The organism is Streptomyces sp. ERV7 (assembly GCF_001653515.1).
Taxonomy (GTDB): Bacteria; Actinomycetota; Actinomycetes; order Streptomycetales; family Streptomycetaceae; genus Streptomyces.
In genome coordinates this window covers 1-24,208 of the sequence record NZ_LYOY01000076.1, presented here as the reverse complement: position 1 = coordinate 24,208, position 24,208 = coordinate 1, and the positions used below count along the sequence as shown (strand labels likewise).

Annotated in this window: 3 protein-coding genes; all 3 read right to left on the bottom strand. The window is 72.5% G+C overall.

All coding sequences use genetic code 11. The annotated features are described in order from the left end of the window. The 3 genes from A8W25_RS30305 to A8W25_RS30295 are packed head-to-tail and all read right to left on the bottom strand — an operon-like array spanning position 1 to position 24,124. Positions 1-9,183: a non-ribosomal peptide synthetase gene (locus tag A8W25_RS30305; protein WP_067167617.1), complete on the bottom strand. Its 9,183-nt coding sequence runs from the start codon at positions 9,181-9,183 to the stop codon at positions 1-3. Beyond that, positions 9,180-16,751 (bottom strand): non-ribosomal peptide synthetase, encoded by a 7,572-nt coding sequence (locus A8W25_RS30300; protein WP_067167615.1) that lies wholly within the window; start codon positions 16,749-16,751, stop codon positions 9,180-9,182. The genes A8W25_RS30305 and A8W25_RS30300 overlap by 4 nt, the downstream gene beginning before the upstream one ends. After that, on the bottom strand, positions 16,748-24,124 hold the full coding sequence (locus tag A8W25_RS30295; RefSeq protein WP_234386658.1) for an SDR family NAD(P)-dependent oxidoreductase: 7,377 nt from the start codon (positions 24,122-24,124) through the stop codon (positions 16,748-16,750). Before A8W25_RS30295 ends, A8W25_RS30300 begins: the two co-directional genes overlap by 4 nt. Positions 24,125-24,208 lie beyond the last annotated feature (84 nt).

The window sequence follows — 24,208 nt, the reverse complement described above, 5'->3', positions numbered from 1 at the left end:
TCACAGCTCCGCGTCGGCCGCGGCCGCGCGTAGCTCGGCCAGGCCCGCACCCGGGGTGGCGACGATCTTCAGCAGCAGCCGCTCGTACAGCGCGGCCATCCGCTCGGCCGTGCGCCCGGCGAACAGATCGGTGCTGTACTCCAGATAGCCGTTCAGGCCCGCCGGAGTCTCGCGCACCACCAGGTTGAGGTCGAACTTCGCCACCCCCGCGTCCGAGGAAACCGGCAGCGTCGCGAACTCCGGCAGGGGAGCCTCCTCGCCCGGCGGGGTCGGTGCGGGCGCCGGGATCAGGTTGAACATCGCCTGGAACAGTGGCGAGTGCGCCGGATCGGGCTCGGCGACCAGTTCCTGGGCGAGCCGCGCGAACGGCACGTCCTTGTGCTCGTGCGCCTCGGCCGTGACGCGCTTGGCCTGGGCCAGAAGCTCGTCGAAGCTCCGCTCCCCGGCCACATCGAGTCGCAGCACCAGCACATTGATGAAGTAGCCGATCAGCTGCTCAAGCGCCGGGTCCGGGCGGTTGGTCACCGGCGAGCCGATGGCCGCCTCGCGGTCCTCGCCGTACGCGCCGAGCAGCACCGCGAAGGCGGACAGGAGCGTCATGTAGAGCGTGACGCCCCGCTCCTGGCCGTATCGCCGCAGCTGTACGAGCAGCTCGGCCGGGACATTCACCGCCACCGTCGCGCCCCGGTGGGACTTGACGGCGGGGCGGCGGTAGTCGGTGCGCAGCGAGAGGCAGGCGGGCAGCCCGGCCAGCTGACCGCGCCAGTAAGCCTCCTGCCGGGCCAGCTCCGCCGCGTCGACCGCGCGGTGCTGCCAGTGGGCGAAGTCGGCGTACTGGAGCAGCAGTTCGGGCAGTCCCGGCTCGGCGCCCCGGCGCAGGGCCGCGTACACCGCGTTCAGCTCGGTCAGGAAGACGCCGGTGGACCAGCCGTCGAAGATGCCCCACGGGCGGGTGACGACGGCGATGTGCTCGTGCGGCGACAGCGTCAGGAGGTGCACCCGCAGCATATGGCGGTCCTGCGGCGCGAACGGCCGTGCGCGCTCGGCCCGCAGCCACTCGGCAACCGCCGCGTCCCCGGCCATCTCCTCGAAGGCGACGGCGAAGCCACCGGCTTCGTTGACCTGCTGCACATATGCCCCGTCGCGCAGGACGTAGCTGGTACGCAGCACCGCGTGCCGGGCCACCAGCGCCTCGAAGGCGCGTGCGTAGGCGGCGCGGTCCAGGGTGCCGACGATCCGGTAGGCCATCTGCACGTTGTCGTACGCCGTGCCCAGGTGCTCGCGGTGGTGGAGGAACCACAGCTCGCTCTGCTGGAGGGAGAGCGGCGCGCTCAGGGCGCTGTCGCCGGGCGCGGGCAGCTCCAGTGCCACCGGCTCGTCCGCCGGGGCCTCCTCCAGGGCCGCCGCCATCTCCTGGACGGTGGCGCCGCTCAGGACCACCTGGAGCGGAAGGTCCTTGCCGGTCTCCTGCTTGACCCGGCTGGTGAGCCGGGTGGCGAGCAGCGAGTGGCCGCCCAGGTCGAAGAAGCCGTCCTCCAGACCGACCCGGCCAAGACCCAGCACGTCCTCGACCAAACGGCACAGCGTCCGCTCGGTCTCGGTGCGCGGGGCGACGTACACCTCCTTGAGGACATCGCTCTCGTCGGGGGCGGGCAGCGCCTTCTTGTCTACCTTGCCGTTGGCGGTGATCGGCAGCTCTTCGAGTGCCACGAACACGCTGGGCACCATGTACTCGGGCACCCTGGCCGAAAGGTGCTCGCGCAGCACCCGGGTCATGGTCTGGCCCATCCGGGCCACCTGCGGGGCGTTGGCGAGCTGCGGGCGGCGGTAGGCGCCGCGCGCCCGCACCCGGGGCAGCTCCCCCTTGCCAAGGACGAGATCCAGGCCGTCGGGGCGGTCCTGCGACCAGGTCGCGGCGACGCTGAACCCGCTCGCCTCTGCGTACCGCAGGGCCGACTCCAGCTCGCGTATCCGCTCGGTGGCCGCCGCGGACAGGCGGGCGCCGCCCGGCAGCGGGTCGACCTGGCGGTTGGCGGGCCAGCGCGTCAGGCCCTCGGCCACCAGGACGTCGTCCTCGATGCGGGGGTTGGTCAAGCCGGTGACGCCGAACCGCTCGGGCACCTCGCCCGCCAGCAGCGCGCGCAGCGCCTGCGGCGAGTCGGCCTCCAGCCACGGCAGCGGCTCGGCGGGCGCGCCCGCGCCCTTGGTGAGGACCACGTCGTAGCGGTAGCTGAGCATCTCGTTGTCGCCCAGGCCCCGCTTGACGATCAGGTCGACGGTGCCCAGCTCCGGGAAACGCTCACCCAGGCCCGCGAAGAAGGTGGGGCTGACCAGTAGCTCGCCCTCCTGTCGGCGGCGGCGCTGGACCTGGGCGGCGAGCGCCCCGGCCGAGGTGCGCACCTGCGTACGGCTGCGCTCCATCGCGCCGAGGTGCGCGGAGAACAGGTCGAGGTTGCGGACGTCGCCGATCAGGATGCGGCCGCCGTCCTCAAGCAGCGGCAGGATCCGGGCGATGGCCTCTTCCAGGTAGACCCGGTTGGGGAAGTACTGGACGACGGAGTTGAGGACGACCGTGTCGAAGGTGGTGCCTTCCGGTGCCGTCACCGACAGGGCGTCGCCCTGGCTCAGGGTGACGTGCGACCAGCCGCGCCGCTCGGCGCCGCGCTCGACCCCGGCGAGGGCCGAGGCGGAGATGTCGACGGCGTGCACCGACTCGCAGGCGCCCGCGTAGCGGTACAGGAGCAGTCCGGTGCCGCAGCCGATCTCCAGAAGCCGACGGGGCCGCAGCTCCTCGATCCGCGCCACCGTGCCGTCGATCCACTCGCGCATCTCGGGCTCGGGGATGAGCTCACCGGTGTAACTGCTGTTCCAGCCGACCAGGTTGAGCTCGGCGTCGGTGGCGTCGGCGCTCTCGTCGTCGGCCGCCGCGTACTGGTCCTCGAAGAGCTTCTGCCACTGGCCGAGGTGTTCGGCGTTCTGCTCCTCGGCGGCGGTGTCCAGCCAGGCGTCCGTGGGGCGGACATAGGCGACGAGCTTCTTGGTGTCGCCGCTGTCGCGGGTGGTGACGACGGCGCTGTGCACCGAGGGGTGGGTGTGCAGCGCGCTCTCGATCTCGCCGAGCTCGACGCGGAAGCCACGCACCTTCACCTGGTCGTCGATCCGGCCGACGAACTCCAGGGCGCCGTCGGGCAGTCGACGCACCAGGTCGCCGGTGCGATACAGCCGGGCGCCCGGAGCGTCGGAGAAGGGGTCGGCGACGAACTTCTCCCCGGTCAGGTCGGGGTTGCCGAGGTAGCCGCGTGCCACGCCGGCGCCGCCCACGCACAGCTCGCCGACCACGCCGCACGGCACCAGCCGCAGTCCGGGGCCGGTGACATGGGCGGTGGCCTGACCGATGGGGCGGCCGATCGGGATCGGCGCGTCCTCGCCGATGTCGCGCGGGATCTCGTGGCAGGTGGAGGCGATGCTGTTCTCGGTGGGGCCGTAGGCGTTGACGACGGTCAGGCCCGGGTGCGCCGCGTACAGGATGCGCACGTCGCGGGCGGAGAACGCCTCGCCGCCCACGCCCAGATAGGCCAGCGGCAGCGTGCGGTGGCGCGAGGCCTCGGCGAACGCGGGCAGGAACGCGGCCGACAGCGCCATCATGGTGACCCCGGAGCGCTCCACGCGGTCCAGGAGCTGCCCCACGTCCTTGGAGTCGCCGTCGTGCAGCACCAGCCGGCCGCCGTTGAGCAGCGGGCCGAGCACCTCCTGCGAGCCGACGTCGAAGGAGATCGACGAGTGGTGCAGCGCCACGGTCTTCTCGTCGGTCGGGAAGTACTCCCGGTTGCGCACCAGGCGCACCACACCGCGCTGCTCGACGAGCACGCCCTTGGGCACACCCGTGGAACCCGAGGTGAAGATCACGTACGCCAAGTGGTCGGGGGTGAGGCCGAGTTCGGCACGGGCCAGGTTGTGCTCGGGGTGGTCCGCGAGGACCTGGACGCCGTCCGCCGCGCGCTGCCCCGTGTCCAGGTGCAGCACGTCCGTGCCCTCCAGCACGGCGGTCGGCAGATGGGACTGGCTGAGCACCAGGGTGACACCGGAGCTCTCGATGAGCGTGCGGATACGGGCCTCGGGGTAGCCCGGGTCGATCGGCACATATGCGCCGCCCGCCTTCAGGATGCCGAGCAGACCGGCGACGAGCTCGGGCGAGCGCTCGGCGCAAAGCCCCACCAGGGAGTCCGGGCCCACTCCCCGCTCGCGCAGCTCGTGGGCGACGCGGTTGGCGCGGGCGTTGAGCTCGGCGTAGCTGAGCGCGGTGTCGCCGTGCTCGACGGCGACGGCGTCGGGCCGCCTCTCCACCTGCTCCTCGAACAGCTCGAAGAGACAGCTGTCCTGCGGATAGGGGTGCGCGGTGGCGTTCCAGTCGGTGAGCAGCCGGTCGCGCTCGGGCGCGGGCAGGATGTCGACGGCGAGCGCCTCGGTGCTCGCGCCGCCGTCGGTGACGAGCGCCGTGACGATGCCGGCCAGCGCCGCTTCGAGGTAGCCGATCAGCGCGTCGGGCGACAGCGAGGCGTCGACCTGGGCGTTGAGGGAGAGCTCGGTGCCGATGTCGTCGATGGACAGACCCACCGGGTAGTTGGTGCGGTCGACCGAGCCGAGCCAGCGCACGCCCTGGGCGTCGGTCCCCGTGGGGCCGTCGTCGTCGCGGCCGGGCTCGAAGTGCCGGAAGTTGATCATCGAGCTGAAGAGCGGGACATCGCCCTCGACCCCGCTGGACCGCTGGGCGGCGATCAGCGAGCTCTGCTCGTACGTGATCAGCTCCTTGAGCGCGGAGTCGACCTCGGCGACCAGCTCTCCCACGGTGCGCCCGGCCAGGCGCACTCGCAGCGGCAGGGTGTTGATGAAGTTGCCCAGCATCCGCTCCACGCCGGGAACGCCCTGGAGACGGCCCGACAGGACGGTGCCGAACACCACGTCGTCGCGGCCGCTGCACGCCGCCACTACCACCGACCAGGCCGCGTGGCAGAGAGCTGCCGGGCTGGTGCGCAGCCGCTGGGCCTGCGCGCGCAGATCACGGGTCAGGCCCGGCGCCAGCGAACGGCGCAGATCGCGCACCCCTCGCCCGTCCCCGCGCACATCGGCCAGGCCGAACGGCGTGGTCGGCTCGGTGACGTCGCCGAGCCGGTCCCGGAAGAACACCTCGGCGTCGTCGGAGGCCAGCCGATGCAGGGTGTGGGCGACGAAGTCGCGGTAGGGCGCGGGCGGCGCGAGGCGGTCGACCCGTCCGGCCATGTGGGTGACGAGCTCGTCGAGGATGAGGCGCAGCGAGGTCGCGTCCTCGATGAGGTGGTGGGCGCTGAGCAGCAGGAACCGTCGTGTGGAGTGCGGGTCCTGGGCGATTGCCAGCTTCAGCAGCGGGGCCCGGCCGAGCGTCATCCGTCCGGGCTGCTCCAGCAAGGCGCGGGCCTGCTCCTCGGCGTCCCGGTCCGCATCGAACGTCACGTGCTCGACGGGCAGCTGGGCGGTGCGGTGGACGACCTGGACGGGTTCGCTCAGCCCGGCCGTCAGCACGGCGGTGCGCATCACGTCGTGCCGGTCGATCAGCGACTGAAGCGCGGCGGCGAACGCGTCCCCGGCGGCCGCGTCCTCGGCGGCCAGCAGGATCGGGATGACATACGGGTCGTTGTCGGGATCCATCAGGTGATGGAAGAGGATGCCCTCCTGCGAGGGGACCAGCGGGTAGACGTCCTGCACATTGGGCGCCCCGCCGGGAACAGTCGCCACCACCGCGTCGAGCTGGGCCTGGGTGAGGTCCGCCAGCGGCAGCATCGCGGGGGTGATCCGCTCACAGTCGGCCGGTATGAGGTTCGGCGGGACGCTGAAGTCGGCGCCGGCCTCGGCGCCGTCGATCTCGGCCGCGAGCAGCGCCAGCGTCGGGGCGTTGAAGACCGCCCGTACGGTGACGGCGAGGCCGTGCTCCTTCAGGCGGGCGATCAGGACGGTGATGAGCAGCGAGTGGCCGCCCAGCGCGAAGAAGTTGTCCTCGGCGCTGATCTTCTCCCCGTCGAAGCCGAGCAGCTCGGCCCAGACGTCCGCGAGCAGCTGCTCGGTGCCGGAGCTCGGGGCGACGTAGGCGCGCTGGGCGTAGGCGTCGATGCCGGGGGCGGGCAGGGCCTTGCGGTCGAGCTTGCCGCTGGCGGTGACCGGCAGCGTGTCCAGGACCACGAAGGCACTGGGCACCATGTAGTCGGGCAGGGCGCGCTCCAGGTGCGCGGCGAACTCGTTCCGGTACTCGCCCGGTTCGCCTTCCAGGACCGTGTACGCCACCAGCTGCGCGCTGCCGGGCTGGTCCTCGCGGACGACTACGACGCAGGCGCGCACTGCGGGGTGCTGGGTGAGGCGCTGCTCTATCTCGCCGAGCTCGATGCGGTGGCCGCGCAGCTTGACCTGGTCGTCGATGCGCCCGAGGAACTCCAGGGTGCCGTCGGCGAGCCGCCGCACCAGGTCGCCGGTCTGGTACATCCGGGCGCCCGGGGCGTCGTCGAACGGGTTGGGCACGAACCGCTCGCGGGTCAGGTCCGGGTTGTTGAGGTAGCCGCGTGCGAGCCCGGCCCCGGCGATGTACAGCTGGCCCACGCAGCCGATGCCCTGCGGCTCCAACGCCTCGTTGAGGACGTGCAGCTGGATGTTGTGGATGGGGCTGCCGATGGGGACCGTGCGCAGCGGCCGGTCGGCCGGGCAGGTCCAGTGGCTGACGTCGACGGCCGCCTCGGTGGGGCCGTACAGATTGTGCAGCGGGGCGGGGTGCAGGGCGTAGTGCCGGGCACAGAGATCGCCGGGCAGGGCCTCGCCGCTGCAGAACACCTGGCGCACCGACGCACAGTCGGCCCAGCCCGGCTCCTCCACGACCGAGCGCAGCATCGACGGCACGAAGTGCAGGGTGGTGACGCCGGTGCGGCGGATGAGGGACAGGAGGTAGGCGGGGTCCTTGTGACCCTCGGGCTCGGCAACGACCAGCCGCGCGCCCGCCATCAGCGGCCAGAAGAACTCCCACACCGACACGTCGAAGCTGAACGGCGTCTTCTGCAGGACGACGTCGTCCTCGCCCAGGTCGTAGGTGTGCTGCATCCACTCGATGCGGTTCACCGCCGCGCGGTGCTCGATCATCACACCCTTGGGGCGGCCGGTGGAGCCAGAGGTGTAGATGACGTACGCCAAGTGGCCCGAGTTGAGCCCGAGTTCGGCCGCGTCGAGGTTGTCCTCGTCGAGGCCGGTGAGCTCCTTGCCCGCGTGCGCGACCCGTCCCTCGGTGTCGACAGTCAGCAGATGCTTCACCCCGGACACCGCCTCGGTGTCCAGGTGCGGCTGGGTGAGGACGACCTCGACGCCGGAGCTCTCGACCACGTACGCGGTGCGCTCGGCGGGGTAGGTCGGCTCAAGGGGCAGATAGGCGCCGCCCGCCTTCTGGATGCCGAGGATCGCGGCCACCATCTCCGCCGAGCGTTGCATGCGCAGGCCGACCACGGTGTCCGGGCCGACGCCGTGGCGCCGCAGGGCGTGGGCGATGCGGTTGGCGCGGGCGTTGAGTTCGGCGTAGCTGAGCGCGTCCTCACCGAAGACGACGGCGGTGCGCTCGGGGTGGCGTCCCACGGCCGCCTCGAACAGCTCGTGCAGGCAGCTCTCGTCGGAGAAGGGGTGGCGGGTGTCGTTCCACCCGGTGAGGACCTGGTGGCGTTCGGCCTCGTCGAGCGCGGACAGACGGGAGACGCGCGCGCCGGGCGCCTCGGCGACGGCGGCGAGCAGCCGGGTGTAGTGGGCGACGAAGCGCTGTACGGTCTCGCTCTCGTACAGCGCGGTGGCGTACTCCACCGCGCCGACCAGCCCGTCCGGCGTCTCGCGCAGATCCAGGGTGAGGTCGAACTTGGTGATGTCGAAGTCGAACTCGATCAGCGAGACGTCGAGCGCGCCGAGGCGGACCTCACGCTCGGACTGCGCCTCCTGGAGCACGAACATGGTCTGGAAGACCGGCGAGTGGCTGAGGCTGCGCTCCAGGTTCAGCGCGTCCACGATGGCCTCGAACGGCACGTCCTGGTGGTCGTAGGCCGCCAGCGCGCTCTGCTTGACCCGGGCGAGCAGCTCGTGGAAGGTCGGATCGCCGGACAGGTCGGTGCGCATGACCACGGTGTTGGCGAAGAACCCGATCAGGCCCTCGGCCTCCAGCCGGGTGCGCCCCGCCACCGGGGTGCCCACCGCGATGTCGCTCTCACCGGTGTACTGGTGCAGGGCCAGCGCGTACACCGCGAGCAGCGTCATGTACAGGGTGACGTCGTGCCGCTCGCTCACCTCGCGCAGTCGACGCAGCAGCTCGGGCGGGCAGGTGAACCGCTCGTGCCTGCCCTGGTACGTCTTGATCTCGGGGCGCGGCAGGTCGGCGGGGAGGGTGAGCCGGGCGTCGACCCCGGCCAGCCGCTCCTTCCAGTAGCCGACCTGGCGCTCCTGCACCTCGTCGACCAGCCACTGGCGCTGCCAGTGCGCGTAGTCCGCGTACTGGATCGGCAGCTCGTCGAGCGGCGACTCGGCGCCCACGCAGTACGCCTCGTACAGCGCGACCAGGTCGCGGAAGAACACGCCGAGCGACCAGCCGTCGGAGACGCTGTGGTGCATGGTGACCAGCAGGACGTGCGCCCGCTCGGACTCACGCAGCAGGCGCACCCGGATCAGGGACTCGTGCGCCAGGTCGAAGGGCGTGACCGCCTCGCGCTCGCACACGCCGGCCAGCGCGGCCGGGTCGGCGAGCTCCTCATAGGCCACGGCGAAGTCGCCGCCGTCGCCTATCTCCTGGTACGGAACGCCGTCGCGTTCCACGAAACGGGTGCGCAGCACCTCGTGGCGGCGGACGATCTCGGCCAGCGCCCGCTGGAGCGCGGGGCGGTCCAGCGGACCGCTGAGCCGCAGCGCCATCGGGATGTTGTAGTACGCGCTGGTCCCGTCCAGCTGGGCCAGGAACCACAGCCGCTGCTGGGCGAAGGAGAGCCGCACCGGCTCGGTCGCGGACCGGGGGTGCTGGGGGATGGTGTCGAGCGCGGAGAGGTCCACGCCCTGCTTGCGCAGCAGCGCGATCAGGGCGCGCTGCCGCTTGGCGGGCAGCGACCTGATCTTCTTGATCAGGTCGGCGCTGTCTTCGTTCACAGTGGTCATCGTCCGGCCCCGGGTTCCTGGTTCTGGCTTTCCAGAGCGTCCAGCTCTTCGTCGCTCATGCTCTCGATCAGACCGAGGCTCTCGCGGATCCTATCCACGTCGAGCAGGGCCTCCTCCCCGCCCGTGGGCGCATGTCGCTCCAGCTCAGCGGCCATGCCGACGAGTGTCGGGGCGTCGAAGACGGCCTGGATGGGCAGGTCCGCGCCACTGTGCTGCTTGAGGCGGTTCACCAGTCGGGTCACGAGCAGCGAGTTGCCGCCGAGGGCGAAGAAGTTGCTGTCCAGGCCCAGCTGCTCCACGTCGGTGTGCAGCAGTTCGGCCCAAACGGCCGCGACGGCGCGCTCGGTGTCGGTGCGGGGCTCGACCAGACGCTCGCCCCGGCTCCGGGCACTCTCGGGGTCGGGCAGCGCCCGGTGGTCCAGCTTGCCGTTCTGGGTGAGCGGCAGTGCTTCGAGCAGGACCTGGACGGCCGGGACCATGTACTCGGGCAGCGCCTCGGCCAGGGCGGTGCGGACATCGTCGAGCAGCGCGGTGCGAGCCGCCCAGCGCGGCGCCGCCTCCTGCTCACCGGTCCCGGGCACGCGGGCGCCCTCCTCGCGGATCGCGTACACGTTGTAGAGCGGGGTGCCCTGGAGCAGCCGGTTGTCCTGCTCGCTGACCACCCGGTAGCCCAGCGCCCGCAGCAGGGTCTCCACCTTCTCCAACTGGCCGTCCACGTCGTGGAGTTCCACCACCAGCTGGCGGATCTTGGGCCAGTCGCGCCAGTGGATGCCCTTGAGCACCTCGTACTCGGCGTTCTCCACGTCGATCTTCAGCAGGTCGATGCGGTCCAGTCCCTGCTCGGCGACGATCTCCGAGAAGGTGCGCAGCTCGCAGGTGAACCGCTCGCTGTCCAGGCGCGCGTCGACCAGCTCGGCCACCAGTTCGTCACCGGCGACCGTGCCGTCCTCGGTCAGCTCCTCCTGGTTGCGCAGGTAGGAGCGGACCATCTCGTGCGCCTGCTCGGCGGTGGTGACGCTGCTGGAGATGACGGTGTTGTGGCGGTAGAAGGTGAACGTCTCCTCCTTCGCCTCGGCCGCCAGGCCGCACGCGAACACCTGGGCGTTCAGCCCGTGCAGCTCCACGTTGCGGCGCAGCGAGTCGAAGACCGGCGGGATCGGCTCGAAGGCGAGGATGCGCGCGCCAGGGCAGCGCGTCCCCGCGAACAGGGTGAACATGCCGATGTTGGCGCCGACGTCGACGATGGTGTCGCCGTCGCGGATGGTGATGCCGTTGCGCAGGTATTCGAGGTTGGTGAAGATCTCCTCGTAGACGAAGTCCGTCTCGCTGCGGTTCTGCTGGAACACCGTCATACCGTTGGGCAGTTCGTACGTCCGCTCCAGCGCCTCGGGTTCGGTGCGCTCGATCCGCAGCAGCTCGCGCACCGCGTGCGCGCGCTCGGCCGAGGGCACGACGTAGGACACCAGGCGCTGGTCGCCCTCGCCGTACTCGCGCACCACCACGCGCGCGTCCTCGACGCCCGGGTGGGCCAGCAGCTTCGCCTCGATCTCGCCGAGCTCGATACGGAAGCCGCGCACCTTCACCTGGTCGTCGTTGCGGCCCAGGTACTCCAGGGTGCCGTCGGGCAACACCCGGGCCAGGTCGCCGGTGCGGTACATCCGCGCATCGGGCTCGGGGCAGAACGGGTCGTCCAGGAAGCGCTCGGCGGTGAGCTCGGGCCGGTTGAGGTAGCCGCGGGCCACGCCGTCACCGCCGACATACAGCTCGCCGACCGCGCCGACGGGGGCGGGCCGCCCGTGCCGGTCCAGGACGTAGGTGCGCAGGTCGGGGATCCGTTCGCCGATCGGGCTCACCGCGAGCTCCGCGTCGGCCTCGGTCAGCGGCCGGTAGGTGACATGCACGGTGGTCTCGGTGATCCCGTACATGTTGACGAGCCGGGTGCCCTTGTTGGCCGCGCGGCGCAGCCACGGCTTGAGTGCGGCGACGTCCAGGGCCTCGCCGCCGAAGACGACCGTGCGCAGCCGGTGTGCGGCCGGGCTGTCGCCCTGGGCCGCGATCAGCTGCCGGAAGGCGCTGGGCGTCTGGTTGAGGACGGTCACCCCCTCCGCGCACAGCAGGGCGTAGAAGTCGTTCGGGTTGCGGGTGGTGGCCTGCGGCACGATCACCAGACGGCCGCCGTGCAGCAGCGCGCCCCAGATCTCCCACACGGAGAAGTCGAAGGCGAAGGAGTGGAACAGCGTCCACACGTCGTCGCGGCCGAAGCCGAACCACGGCTCGGTGGCGGTGAACAGCCGGGTGGCATTGCGGTGTTCGACCATCACGCCCTTGGGCGTGCCGGTGGACCCCGAGGTGTAGATCACGTACGCCATGTGAGAGGGCGTCAGACCCGTGGTGGCGGCGGGCAGATCGGTGTCCGGACGGTCGGCCCAGAGCTCCGCGTCGGCCCGGACGTCCACCATCGGCACCTCGGGGGCGCGCAGGCCCTCGGGCAGCGGGCCGTCCACCAGCAGGGCGCGCGGCGCGCTGTCGTTGAGCAGATGGCCGAGCCGGTCCACCGGGGAGGCCGGATCCAGCGGCACATAGGCGCCGCCCGCCTTCAGGACGGCCAGCAGGCTGACGACGAGGTGCTCGCTGCGCGGCAGGCAGAGCGCGACCAGCACGTCCGGACCGACGCCCAGCTCGCGCAGATGGCGGGCGAGCCGGTTGGCGCGGGCGTTCAGTTCGCGGTAGGTGAGGTTCTCGGCGCCGTAGGAGAGGGCGACGGCGTCGGGGGTCGCGGCGGCGGCCGCCTCGAACCGCTCGTGCAGAGCACGGTCGTCCGCGTACGAACGCGGGCGCCGGTTGTCGTCGACGAGCAGCTGCCGGCGCATCGCCTCGGGCAGGACGGAGATGTCCAGGGCGGCCACCGGCTCCTCGGTGTCGAGCGCGCCGAGCAGCCCGGTCATGGCGGCCTCCAGGTACGCGATGACCAGGGCGGCGTCCTGCGCCTGGTCGATCTGCGCGTCCAGGGAGAACGAGTGCCCCAGGTCGTCGACCGAGAGCGCGACCGGGTAGTTGCTGCGCTCGATCACCCCGGCCAGCGACCGGACGCCCGCGCGCTCCAGCTCGTCCTCGTCGATGCGGTCGTCGGACTCCAGATGACGGAAGTTGAAGATCGCGTTGAAGAGCGGGGTGTCGCGGGGCACATCGCTGTGGCGGTGGGCGACGGCGAGCGGAGTCTGCTCGTGGCGCACCAGCTCGCGCAGCGCGCGGTCGGTCTCGGCCACCAGCTCGCGCACGTCGCGCCCGGTGAGGTCGAGCCTCACCGGCAGGGTGTTGATGAAGTTGCCGAGCATCCTCTCGATACCCCGGGGGCCCTGCAGGCGCCCGGACATCACGGTTCCGAACACCACGTCGTCGCGCCCGGCGCAGGCCGCGACGACCAGCGCCCAGCCCGCGTGGAAGAGCGTCGCCGGACTGACCCGCAGCTCCTTGGCCCGGGTGCGCACCCGCTCGCCGAGCTCCGCGTCGAGCGGCTTGCGCAGGTCGGCGACCCGGCGCCCGTCGCCGTGCACGTCCTGCATGCCGAACAGCACGGTGGGCTCGGTGACGGAGCCGAGCCGCTCGCCGAAGTACGCGGCCGGGTCCAGGGCCTTGGCCCGGTGGGCGGCGTGCGCGATGAAGTTGCGGTACGGCTCCGGGGCGGCGAGCTCGGCGGCGCGGCCCGTCATGTGCGCCACGAGCTCCTTGAAGAGGAAGCCCAGGGAGGTGGCGTCGTCGATGACGTGGTGCAGATTGAGCACCGCGGACCACTGCCCGCTCCCCGGGTCGCGGACCGCGCGCAGCCGGATCAGCGGCGCCCGGTCCAGGCGCATCGCCTGCGAACCGGACAGCAGCCTCTGGATCTCCTCCGCCGCGGAACCGCCCGGGGCGACCGCGAACTCGTCCACGGTGAGCTCGGCGCGGCGGACGACCACCTGCACGGGCTGCGCAAGACCGTCGGTGAGGATCGCGGTGCGCAGCGCGTCGTGGCGGGCGATCACCGCGCGCAGAGCTTCGGCGAAGTGGTCCAGGTGATCGCGGCTGTCGAAGGAGAACACCCCGGACAGCACATACGGGTCGCGGCCGCTCTCCTTGAGGTGGTGGAAGAGCATGCCCTCCTGGAGGGCGGCCAGCGGGTACACGTCCTGGAGGTTGGCGGCGCCGCCGGGCACGGCCGCGACGACCGCCGCCAGCTCGTCCTCGGTCAGCTCCACCAGCGGCAGCATGTCGGGCGTGATCCGGGTGCAGCCCTCGGGAACGCGCGCGGCCGGGACCACGAAGGTGTCACTGGCGCCGCTGCCGTCCACGGACGCGGCGAGCTCCGCCAGCGTGGCTGCCGCGAAGACCGCGGGCAGGTCGCAGTGAAGGCCGGCGGCGGTCAGTCGCGCGGTGAGCTTGGGGATGAGCAGCGAATGTCCGCCCAGCGCGAAGAAGTTGTCCTCGACGCTGATCCGGTCCGCCGGGAACCCGAGTACTTCGGCGCAGATCCCGACCAGGATCTCCTCGGCCGGGGTGCGCGGGGCGAGATAGGCGCGCGCCGCGTACGCACCGGCGTCCGGCGCGGGCAGCGCCTTGCGATCGAGCTTGCCGTTGGCGGTGACCGGCAGCGCGTCGAGGCGGACCAGGGCGCCGGGGACCATGTAGTCGGGCAGCGCGTCCTTGAGGTGGGTGAGCAGCTCGGCGTGGTGGTCGCGGCCGGGCACCTCGTCGAAGCCCGGGTCGAGCACCACGTAGCCGACCAGGCGGGGGTCGCCCGGGCTGTCCTTGCGGGCCAGCACCGCGCATGCGCGCACCTCGGGGTGGGCGCCGAGCCGGGCCTCGATCTCATCGAGCTCGATGCGGAAGCCTCGGACCTTGACCTGGTTGTCGATGCGGCCGAGGAATTCCAGGGTGCCGTCCGCGAGGCGCCGTACGAGGTCGCCGGTGCGGTACATCCGGGCGTCGGCAACCGTGGCGAACGGGTTCGCCACGAACCGGTCCCGGGTCAGGTCCGGGTTGTTGAGGTAGCCCCGGGCCAGACCGTCCCCGGCGATGTGCAGCTCTCCGGCGCAGCCGACCGCCGCCGGCTGGCCGAAGTCGTCGAGCACATGGAGCTGGATGTTCTGGATCGGACGGCCGATCGGGACCGTGCGCGGCTCCTCGCCCCGCGGGCAGGTCCAGTGGCTGACGTCGATGGCGGCCTCGGTCGGGCCGTACAGGTTGTGCAGCGGCGCGCGGTGCACCGCGTAGTGGCGCGCCGGCAGCTCGGGCGGCAGGGCCTCGCCGCTGCAGAACACCCGGCGCACCGACGCACACCGCGCCCACCCTTCGTTCTCCACCATCAGGCGCAGCATGGAGGGCACGAAGTGCAGGGTCGTCACACCGGTGCGGCGGATCAGCGAGACCAGGTAGTCGGGGTCCTTGTGGCCCTCGGGTTCGGCGACGACCAGCCGGGCACCGTTGAGGAGCGGCCAGACGAACTCCCACACCGACACGTCGAAGCTGAACGGCGTCTTCTGCAGCACGACGTCGTCCACGTCGAGGCGGTACGCGTTCTGCATCCACTCGATGCGGTTGATGGCCGCCCGGTGCTCGACCATCACGCCCTTGGGGCGGCCGGTGGAGCCGGAGGTGTAGATGACGTACGCCAGGCTGCGCGCGGTGGCGGCGCAACCTCCCGCGACGGCCCGCTCGGACCGGCCGCCCTCGACGCGGCCCTCCCGGTCGAGGTACAGCACCTCGCGGGCGGCGGACAGGCCGTCGCCCTTCACGTGCCGCTGTCCGAGCACCAGTTGGGCGCCCGAGTCCTCGATCATGTACGCGAGGCGGTCGGCCGGGTAGCCCGGCTCCAGCGGCAGATAGGCGCCACCCGCCTTCATGACCGCCCACAGGGCGACCACCATCTCCACGGACCGCTCCATGCAGACGCCGACCACGGTGTCCGCGGTGACCCCGCGTCCGCGCAGCTCGGCGGCGACCTCGTCGATCCGCGCCCCGAGCTCGGCATAGGTCAAGGAGCGCTCGCCGAACACCACCGCGGTGCGGTCGCCGTGGCGCGCCGTGGCGGCGTCGAGCAGCTCGGGCAGGGAGCTGTCCTCGGAGTAGGGGCGCCGGGTGTCGTTCCACTCCACAAGCAGCCGGTGTCGCTCCTGGTCCGACAGGTGCGAGGCGGCCGACAGCGGCCGCTCGGCGCCCTTGAGCAGCGAGTCCAGGAGCCGCTCGTAGTGGCCGAGGAACCGCTCGACGTCGGCGGCGTCGAAGCGCTGGGCGTCGTACCTGAGGTGCAGTGCGTAGTCGTCGGCGTTCTCGAAGACCTCCAGGTGGAGCTTGAACTCCCCCTCCTGTGAAATCCCTTCGACGAACTGGATCGACCGCGCGAGCTCCAGGCCGAGCACCTCGTCCGCGACGTGCATCATGCGCTGGTTCTGGAAGACGTAGGAGACCTGGAAGACCGGCGAGGAGTCCGGGTCGGACTGGAGGTTCAGATCCTGCACCATGCGCGGGAACGGGTATCCGGCATGGTCGAGTCCGTCGGCCAGGACAAGCGAGAGCTCGCGCACGTACTCGCGGAACGGTACGTCCTCCCGCGGCCCGAACCGCACCGGCACCATGTTGACGAAGTAGCCCACGGAGTCGGCGTGGGCGAGGTCCGGGCGGCCCATCGACGGCACGCCGACGATCAGGTCCCGCTCGCCGCTGTAGCGGTGCAGCAGCAGTTCGTACACCGCGAGGAAGAGCACGGCGGGCCGCACTCCGCTCGCCGCGCACCAGGTGCGCACCCGGTCACCGGCGGCGCCGGACAGCGCGAGCGAGGCGGTCCGCCCGAGCACCGGGGCGCCGGGGGCGGGCGCGCGCTCGACGCCGAGACGGAGCACCGGCAGGTCGCCCGCCAGCGTCCGCTGCCAGAACGCGCGGTGGCGCGCGCCCTCGGGCCCGTCGAGGAAGGCCTGCTCCCATCGGACGAACTCGTCGTAGACGTCCGGCGCGGACGACTTCCAGTCGGCGCCGCGCCCCAGAGTCTCGTACGCGGACACCAGGTCCCGCAGGAAGAGCGGAGTGGAGGCGCCGTCGAAGACCAGGTGGTGGAAGACCAGCAGGACGACGGCCCCGGGGGCGTCCGTCTCATAGACGTACGCCCGCGCCAGCGGGTCCGACGCCAGGTCGAAGGGGGTCTTGGCCGCCCGGCGCACCTCAGCCAGCAGCGCGTCCTCGGCAAGGCCGGGCACCCGCTCGTGGCGGAAGTGGACCGGCCGGTCGGGGCAGGCGACGAGGTAGGGCACGCCGTCCCGCTCCGTCACCGCGCCGGAGAGCTGGGTGTGGGCCGCCACCACCAGGGCGAAGGCCCGGCGCAGCCGGTCGACGTCGAGGGGCGCGTCGGTGCGGAAGCAGACCGGGACGTTGTAGACGTCCGTGTCGGGCCGCAGCCGGTGCAGCAGCCACAGGCCCTTCTGGCCCTCGGAGAGGGGGCGCTCGGCCGCGTGGCGCTGGAGCTCTTCGTAGAAGGCGAGAACGTCGTCGGCGGAGAGGGTGCCCGCCTTGAAGCCCGCCAGTATCTGATCCTCGTTCACGCGCTCGGTGCTTCCTTCATGAGTGCCTTCAGATCTTCGAGGCTGACGTGCCCCTGCCGGAACTGCTCCAGCGCCCGGGCCTTGGCGGCCCGGGGGTCTTCGGTGTCCGGACCCGGGCCGGGGGCCGGGTCGGTGGCGGGCTCGGCGGCGCCGGTCGCGGCGCGGAGCCCGGTGAGGCGGGCCGCGATGCGTTCGAGGGTGGCGCCCTCCAGGATGTCGCGGGTGGACAGGCGCAGACCGAGGTCGGCCTCGATCCGGCGCCGGAGCCTCGACCAGAGGATGGAGTCCACGCCGAAGCCGTGCAGGTCCTTGTCGGCGGGCAGTTCGCCCGCGTCCAGGCCCAGGGCGTCGGCGAAGAAGCCCGCGAGGTAGCGGGTCAGGTCGTCGGGCGGCCGCAGCGCCTCGGACGGCTGCGGGGCTCGCGTGGCCTCGGGCAGCTGCGGTGCGTTGGGGGCCTGTACGGCCTCGCGCGGCTGTGGTGCCGTGTCGATCGGCGGCTGCTCGTCCCGCCGGGGCTGCTGCCCGGCGTCGACCCGCTGCCCGTCCGGCCGCGGCTGCTGCCAGGTGCGGCCGATCCAGTACCGCTTGCGCCGGAACGGCGTGGTCGGCAGGGTGACCCTCCTGCGGCGCCGGCCCGCGTGCAGCGCGTCCCAGTCGACCTTGGCGCCGCCGGCCCACAGCCCGGCGAGCCGGTCCAGGTCGCCGTCCGCGACCAGCGCGGCGACGAACGCCTCGCCGTGCGCACCGGAGAGCAGGGCGGTCAGCGGGTTGGCGCCGTCCTCGGTGTTGCCCCCCTGGACCTGGACTCCGAGCGCCTCGGCAGCACCGTCCGCCTCGCCGAGGTGGTGGGCGAGCGCGGCGCGCAGCTCGGCCCGTGAGCCCACGACGGCCGCGAACCGCTCCGGCAGCGCCTCGCGCCCGGTCTGGAGGGTGTACGCGAGGTCCGCGAGGCCGGTGGAAGCGTCACCGTCGACGAAGTCGAGCAGCTGACGGACGGTGTCGCGCAGCCGCTCGGGGTCCTTGGCCGAGACCACGACGAGCTGCGGCCCGCCGTCACCTGCCACCGGTTCCGCGCCGGATACCGGCGCCTCTTCGACGACCAGGCTCACGTAACTGCCCCCGGCACCAACGGAGTTGATGAGACCGCGGCGAACGCCCTGCCCCTCGGACGGGCGCGGCTGCCACGGCGCGAGCCGCTCGGACAGCTCGAAGGGCGCGGCCTCGAAGTCGAGGTTCGGGTTGGCGGTGCCGCCCTCGACCAGCGGGGCGAGCTCACGGTGGCGCAACTGGAGCACCACCTTGGTCAGCTGGGCGATACCGGAGGCCGCCTCGGGGTGGCCGAGGTTGGACTTCACCGAACCGAGCGCGACCGGCTCGGGCACCGCGCCGAAGACCTCGCGCAGCGCGCTGAACTCGACGGCATCGCTGAGCGCCGACCCATTGGCCGCCGCCTCCACGTAACCGATCGACTCGGGCGCCGCACCGGCCCGCTCCAACGCCCGCCGCATCACGGCGACCTGGGTGCGGTGGCTGGGCGTCATGAAGCCATTGGCCCGGCCGCCGTGCAGCGAGGCGCTCCCCTTGACGACCGCGTGCACGGTGTCGCCGTCGCGCAGCGCGGCGGCCAGTGGCTTCAGCAACACCGCGCCGACGGCTTCGGCGGGCAGATACCCGTCGCCGTCGCGGAAGCTGCGGCTGCCCGGGTGGCTGCCCAGGAGCTGCGCCTGGGAGAGCGCGAGGTACTTGTCCGGGTGGACCGTGAGGTTCACCCCGCCCGCGATCGCCAGCTCGCTCTCCCCGCGCAGCAGGTCCGCGCAGGCGAGGTGGATCGCCTGGGCCGAGGACGAACACATGCTGTCCACGGCCAGGCTCGGGCCTTCGAGCCCGAAGAAGTACGAGACGCGGTTGGCGATCATGTTGTACGAGGTCGCCGAGGTCAGCGCCGCGCGCGGCACGTCCGCCTCGTCGGCCCGGTACATCTGGTACATCGAGCCGACGTACACACCGACCCGGCGACCGTAGCGCTTCTCGATGGCGTCCTGGGTGACCCCGGCCCCTTCGAGCAGCTCCCACACCGTCTCCAGGAAGAGCCGCTGCTGCGGGTCCATCGCCTCGGCCTCACGGGGCGAGATGCCGAAGAACAGCGGGTCGAACCGGTCGACGCCGTCGAGGAAGCCACCCCAACGGCAGTAGGTGCGGCCGGGCGCGTCCCGGTCCGTGTCGAACAGCGCGTCGTGGTCCCAGCGCTCGGCCGGCACCTCGGTGACACTGTCCCTGCCGGACCGCAGGTTCCCCCAGAACGCGTCCAGGCCGGCGGCCTGCGGGTAGCGCCCGCTGATCCCGATGATCGCGACGTCCTGGTCGACCGACAGGGGACCGGGGCGCGGGGACCGGTCGGCCGCGCCGGCGACGGCCGCCGCCGTGCGCACGGGCTCGGCAGGCCGCACCGTGCTCACAGCCGGGCGCGGCGCTCCGGGCTCACCGAACATCGTCCGCAGCACGCCCTCGTACTCGGCCACGAAGTGCTCCGCCAGCGCGCGGACCGTCTGGATCTCGAAGAACAGGGTCTTCGAGAGCGGGCCGAAGCTCTCCTCCAGGCGGGCGATCAGATCGGTCGCCACGACCGAGTCCATGCCGTACCGCTCCAGCGGTGTGTCGGCGTCGAGCCGCTCGACGCCCAGCTTGAGGGCCCCGGCGAGCAGCTGTCGCAGATGGCGGACGGTATGGTCCACGAGCGCGCGGTCGGCGCCCGGTACGGGCTGCTCCTGCTGCACCGATTCCCTTTCCCCAGTTGTGTGATGACGGGCCGTCAGTCTCGGCAGGAGTGCCTCGCGGTCGCCCGCGACGACCACCAGGCGGCCGTCGTCCAGGCCGTTGCCGCGGGCGGCCGCGCCGACCCGCAGGGCGTGCAGGGCGCTGCCGGTGTCCAGGGGCGCGAGGTCCATCTGCCGGAGCTGTTCCTTGGTAGCGTCGTCGACCTGCATGCCACCGTCCTCCCAGAGCGGCCAGTTGACGGAGAGCGTCATGCCGTGCCGCAGCCCGTCACCGACGAGGCGGTTGCGGTGCACCGCATAGGCGTCCATGAAGGCGTTGGCGGCCGCGTAGTCGGCCTGTCCGGGGTTGCCGAAGGCGCCGCTGGTGGACGAGAAGCAGATGAAGAGCTCCAGCGGGTGGCCCTTGCTCGCCTCGTCCAGGTTGACCAGGCCGGACACCTTGGGGGCCAGCACGCGGGCCAGCTCCTCGGACGTCTTCCTGACGATGAAGTCGTCGCTCAGCACACCGGCGCTGTGCACGATGCCGGTGAGCGGACCGTGAGTGTCCTCGACGTACGCCATCAGCCCGTCCACCGCCGCGCGGTCGGTGACATCCGTCCGCCGGTGGTCGACGCGCAGCCCGGCCGCCCGCAGGGCGTCGAGCGCGCGCGACTGCTCCGCGTCCAGCGGGGAGCGGCCGGTGAGGACGACCGTGGCGTGCTCGACGCCGTCGGCTATCTCGCGCGCCGCGACGAGGCCGAGGGCTCCGGCACCTCCGGTGATCAGATACACGCCGCCGGTGCGCCACGGCGCCGCCGCCGGGCGCGCGGGAGTCACTTCGTCCAAGCGCCGCACATACCGCCGCCCGTCCCGGTACCGCACCTCGGGCTCGGCCGTGCGATGCGCCTCGGCGAGCAGCCGGGCGGCGACGGCCGGGGCCGGGGCCCCGTCCAGGCAGTCGAGGTACTGCGTGCGCAGCCGGGGGTTCTCCAACTGGGCGGTCCTCAGCAGTCCGGTGAGACCGCCGAAGCACTCCGCGGCACCGCCGCCGCCTGTCAGGACCACCTGGAGCAGCACGGGCCGGCGCGGGCCGCCCGCCAGGAGCTCGCGGGTCCGGGCGAACACCTGCCGGGTGACGTCCAAGTACTGGGAATCCAGCGACACCTCGCCCGGCTCCACCACCTCGAAGGCGGTCGTCCCGGTGAGCGCGGCCGCGTACGCGTCCCGCCCGGCGGCGTCGAGCGAGCCGATCAGGACGACATGGTGCTCGGCGTACTCCTCGGCCGTGCCCTCGTCCGCCGCGGCGGCCTCTTCCCACACCGGCCGCAGAAGCAGCAGCTCGTCGTGGCGCGACTGGGCCGTTGCATCCGCCACGTCCTCGGTGTCGAGCCAGTAGCGCTCTCGGGCGAACGGGTAGCCCGGCAGGCTCACACGCCGCACCGGCGCGTCGGTGCCGTGCAGCGACGCCCAGTCGACCGCGAGGCCACGCACCCAGCGGGCCAGGACCTCGTCGTACTGCCCCTGCTCCCACCAGGCGCGGACGGTCTCGGCGGTCTCGCGCGGCACGTCGCCGTCGGGCCGTACGGTCCCGCGCGGCCGGGTTCCGGGCGCGGCGGGGTCGGTGACGAAGGCGTCCAGGTGCTGCTTGAGGGACTCGATCGAGGTCGCCGTGAAGGCGAGCCGCTCGTCGAGCGCGACACGGCCGGTCTGGAGCGTCCAGGCGACGGCCGCGAGGTCGGTGTCGTCCAGTTCCTCGGCGCGGGCCCGCAGTTGGCGAGCCTGCTGGACGAGCTGCTGCTCGCTCATCGCGGACAGCACCACGGCCACCGGCCAGGTCCCGTCGGCGGGCACCTCGCGGTGCGCGGGCTCCGGCTCGTACTCGGCGAGGATGACATGGGCGTTGGAGCCGCCCGCGCCGAAACTCGACACCCCGGCCACACGCGGCAGTTCGCGCTCCTCGCCGCCGACCGTCAGGGCAGGACGGTGCCACGGCTCCAGGTGCTGCTGGACCCGGAAGGGCGTCCGCTCGAAGTCGATGTGCGGGTTGGGCACGGCCGAGTGCAGGCTCGGCACCAGCTCGCGGTGCTTGAGCTGGAGCAGCACCTTGGTGACCGCGGCGATGCCCGCCGCGCTCTCGCAGTGGCCGATGTTGGACTTGACCGAGCCGATCGCCAGGCTCTGCGGCAGCGCGCCGCCACCGGCCGTGCGGAAGGCCTTGACCAGGCCCGCGATCTCGATCGGGTCGCCGAGCGCGGTGCCGGTGCCGTGGGCTTCGAGGTAGCTCAGCGCGGCCGGGGAGACCTCGGCTTCGGCCAGCGCCGCCGCGATGACTTCGCCCTGTGCCGCCGGGCTCGGCACGGAGAACCCGTGGGTGCGGCCGCCGTGGTTGAGCGCGGTGCCCTTGATGACGGCGTGGATGTGGTCGCCGTCCGCGATCGCCCGGTCCAGCGGCTTCAGCAGGACCGCGCCGACGCCCTCGCCGGGCACATAGCCGTCGCCGCCCTCGCCGAAGCTGCGGCAGCGGCCGTCGCTCGCCGTGAACCTGCCCTGACTGAGCATCAGGTACTTGTTGGGGTGGACGCTGACGTTCACGCCGCCCGCCACCGCCGATTCGCACTGCCCGCTGCGGATCGCCTCACAGGCGAGGTGGATCGCGGTCAGCGACGACGAGCACATGGTGTCCACGGCCATACTCGGCCCGTGGAAGTCGTAGAAGTACGAGACGCGGTTGGCGATGGACGAGGGGCTGCCCGAAAGAGCGACGTGCTGCCCGCGTGCCTGCGCCTGTGCGCCGTGGAGCTGGTACTCCTCGTACATCACCCCGACGAACACCCCCACCTTGCCGGCCGGGGCCAGGTTCGCACCGGTGTATCCGGCGTCCTCCAGGGTGTGGTGCACGCACTGGAGGAACAGGCGCTCCTGCGGGTCCAGGTACTCGGCCTCGCGCGGTGAGATGTGGAAGAACAGCGGGTCGAACCGGTCGACGCCGTCGAGGAAGCCGCCCCACTTGCCACCCGGGTGCTCCCGGTGGTCCCAGCGGCTCCGCGGAACCTCCCGGATGCAGTCGCGGCCGGAGCGCAGGTTCCGCCAGAAGGCGTCGAGGTCCTCGGCCTCCGGGTAGCGCCCGCTCACACCGACGATCGCGATGTCGGTGCGCGCACGCGGGCCACGGCGCTCACCGCTGGATTCGCCCGTGGAGTCCACCAGGGCGGCGGACGCGGACGTGGACGTGGTCACCGGCTCGGCGCCGGACGCGCCGAGGGCCGCCCGCACCTGCTCCGGGTACTCGGCCAGGAAGTGCTCGCTCAGCGCCCTGATGGTGCGCACCTCGAAGAACAGCGTCTTGGACAGCGGTCCGAACGGCCCTTCGAGGTGGCGGGTGAGCTCCATCGCCATCATGGAGTCCATGCCGTAGTGCTCCAGCGGGGTGTCCACGTCCAGCCGCTCGGGGGCGACTTCGAGCGCGGTCGCCAGTTGCCCGCGGATGTAGTCGAGGGCACGGTCGGCGGACGGCGCGTCGCCGGGCGCGGTCACCGGCGTCACCGCCGCCTGCGGAAGTGGTGCGGGCGCGGGCCGCTCACTGGGGACGCCCGGCAGGACCCGGGCGCTCAGCCCGGTCAGCTCCACGCACACCTGACCGCGCTCGTCGAGGACGGTCACGTCGAGCTTGGCCAAGGGGGCGTCGGGGCGGCTGCCGTCCTGGTGGCGGATCCAGGCGTACGCCGTCGCCGGGGTCGCCCCCGCCGCCGTCAGACCCTGGAGGGCGAAGGGCAGCGCGGGCCGCCCGGCCTGCTCGGTGCGCGCCCCGGCAGTCAGGCCGAGGCCGATCGTGGCCTGGAGGGCACCGTCGACGATGCTCGGGTGCAGCAGGTAGCGGTCCACGGGTTCGGCCGCCGCGGGAAGGCGCAGCTCGGCCAGGACCTGCGGCCGCCCCTCGCCGTCGGTACCCACGCCGAGGCCCGCGAGGGAGCGGTGGGCCGGGCCGTACTCCATGCCGACCTTCGCGTACAGGTCATACAGGTCATCGGCCGTGAACACGGCCTCGGCGCAGTGCGCGCGCAGTGCGGCCAGGAGCGGCGGACGGCTCCCGGCGCCGCCGGTCACACTCGCCCGGCCCTGGCTGCACAGGGTGCGCTCGCCGTCGCGGTCGACGGCGTGGATGGCGTACTCGTACGCCCCCTCGGCCGTCGCGCGCACGGTGACGCGCAGGTCGAGACCCTCCCGCCCGCACAGCGCGGGGCGCAGCCACACGACGTCGGACAGCCGGACGTGGTCGGCGTGCTCCGGGCCGATCGCCCGGGCGAGCGCGGCGCGCGCCATCTCCAGGTGCGCGGCGCCCGGCAGCACCCGGCCGCCCTGGACGCGGTGGTCGCGCAGGAACGGCTCGCTGCCGTCGAAGCGCGACTCGTACGCCTCGGCCCCGTCAACGCCGCCGGACGCGGCCCGGTGCAGCAGCGGGTGCGGGTGGGCCACCGGTGCGGCCGGGCGGCGGGTGCGGCCCGCCCAGTAGCGCTCGTCCGCGAAGGGGTAGGTGGGCAGGCCGAGGCGCTCCGGGCGGGCGCCCGGGGCGTACAGCCGCTGCCAGTCGACCGGGTGCCCGGTGACCCACTCGGCCAGCACGCGGGTGTCGTCCCGGGCGTCCAGCCAGGCGTGCGAATCGGCGAGGCGTGCGGTGTCGCGCCCGGCCGCCTTCGGGGCGCGGCG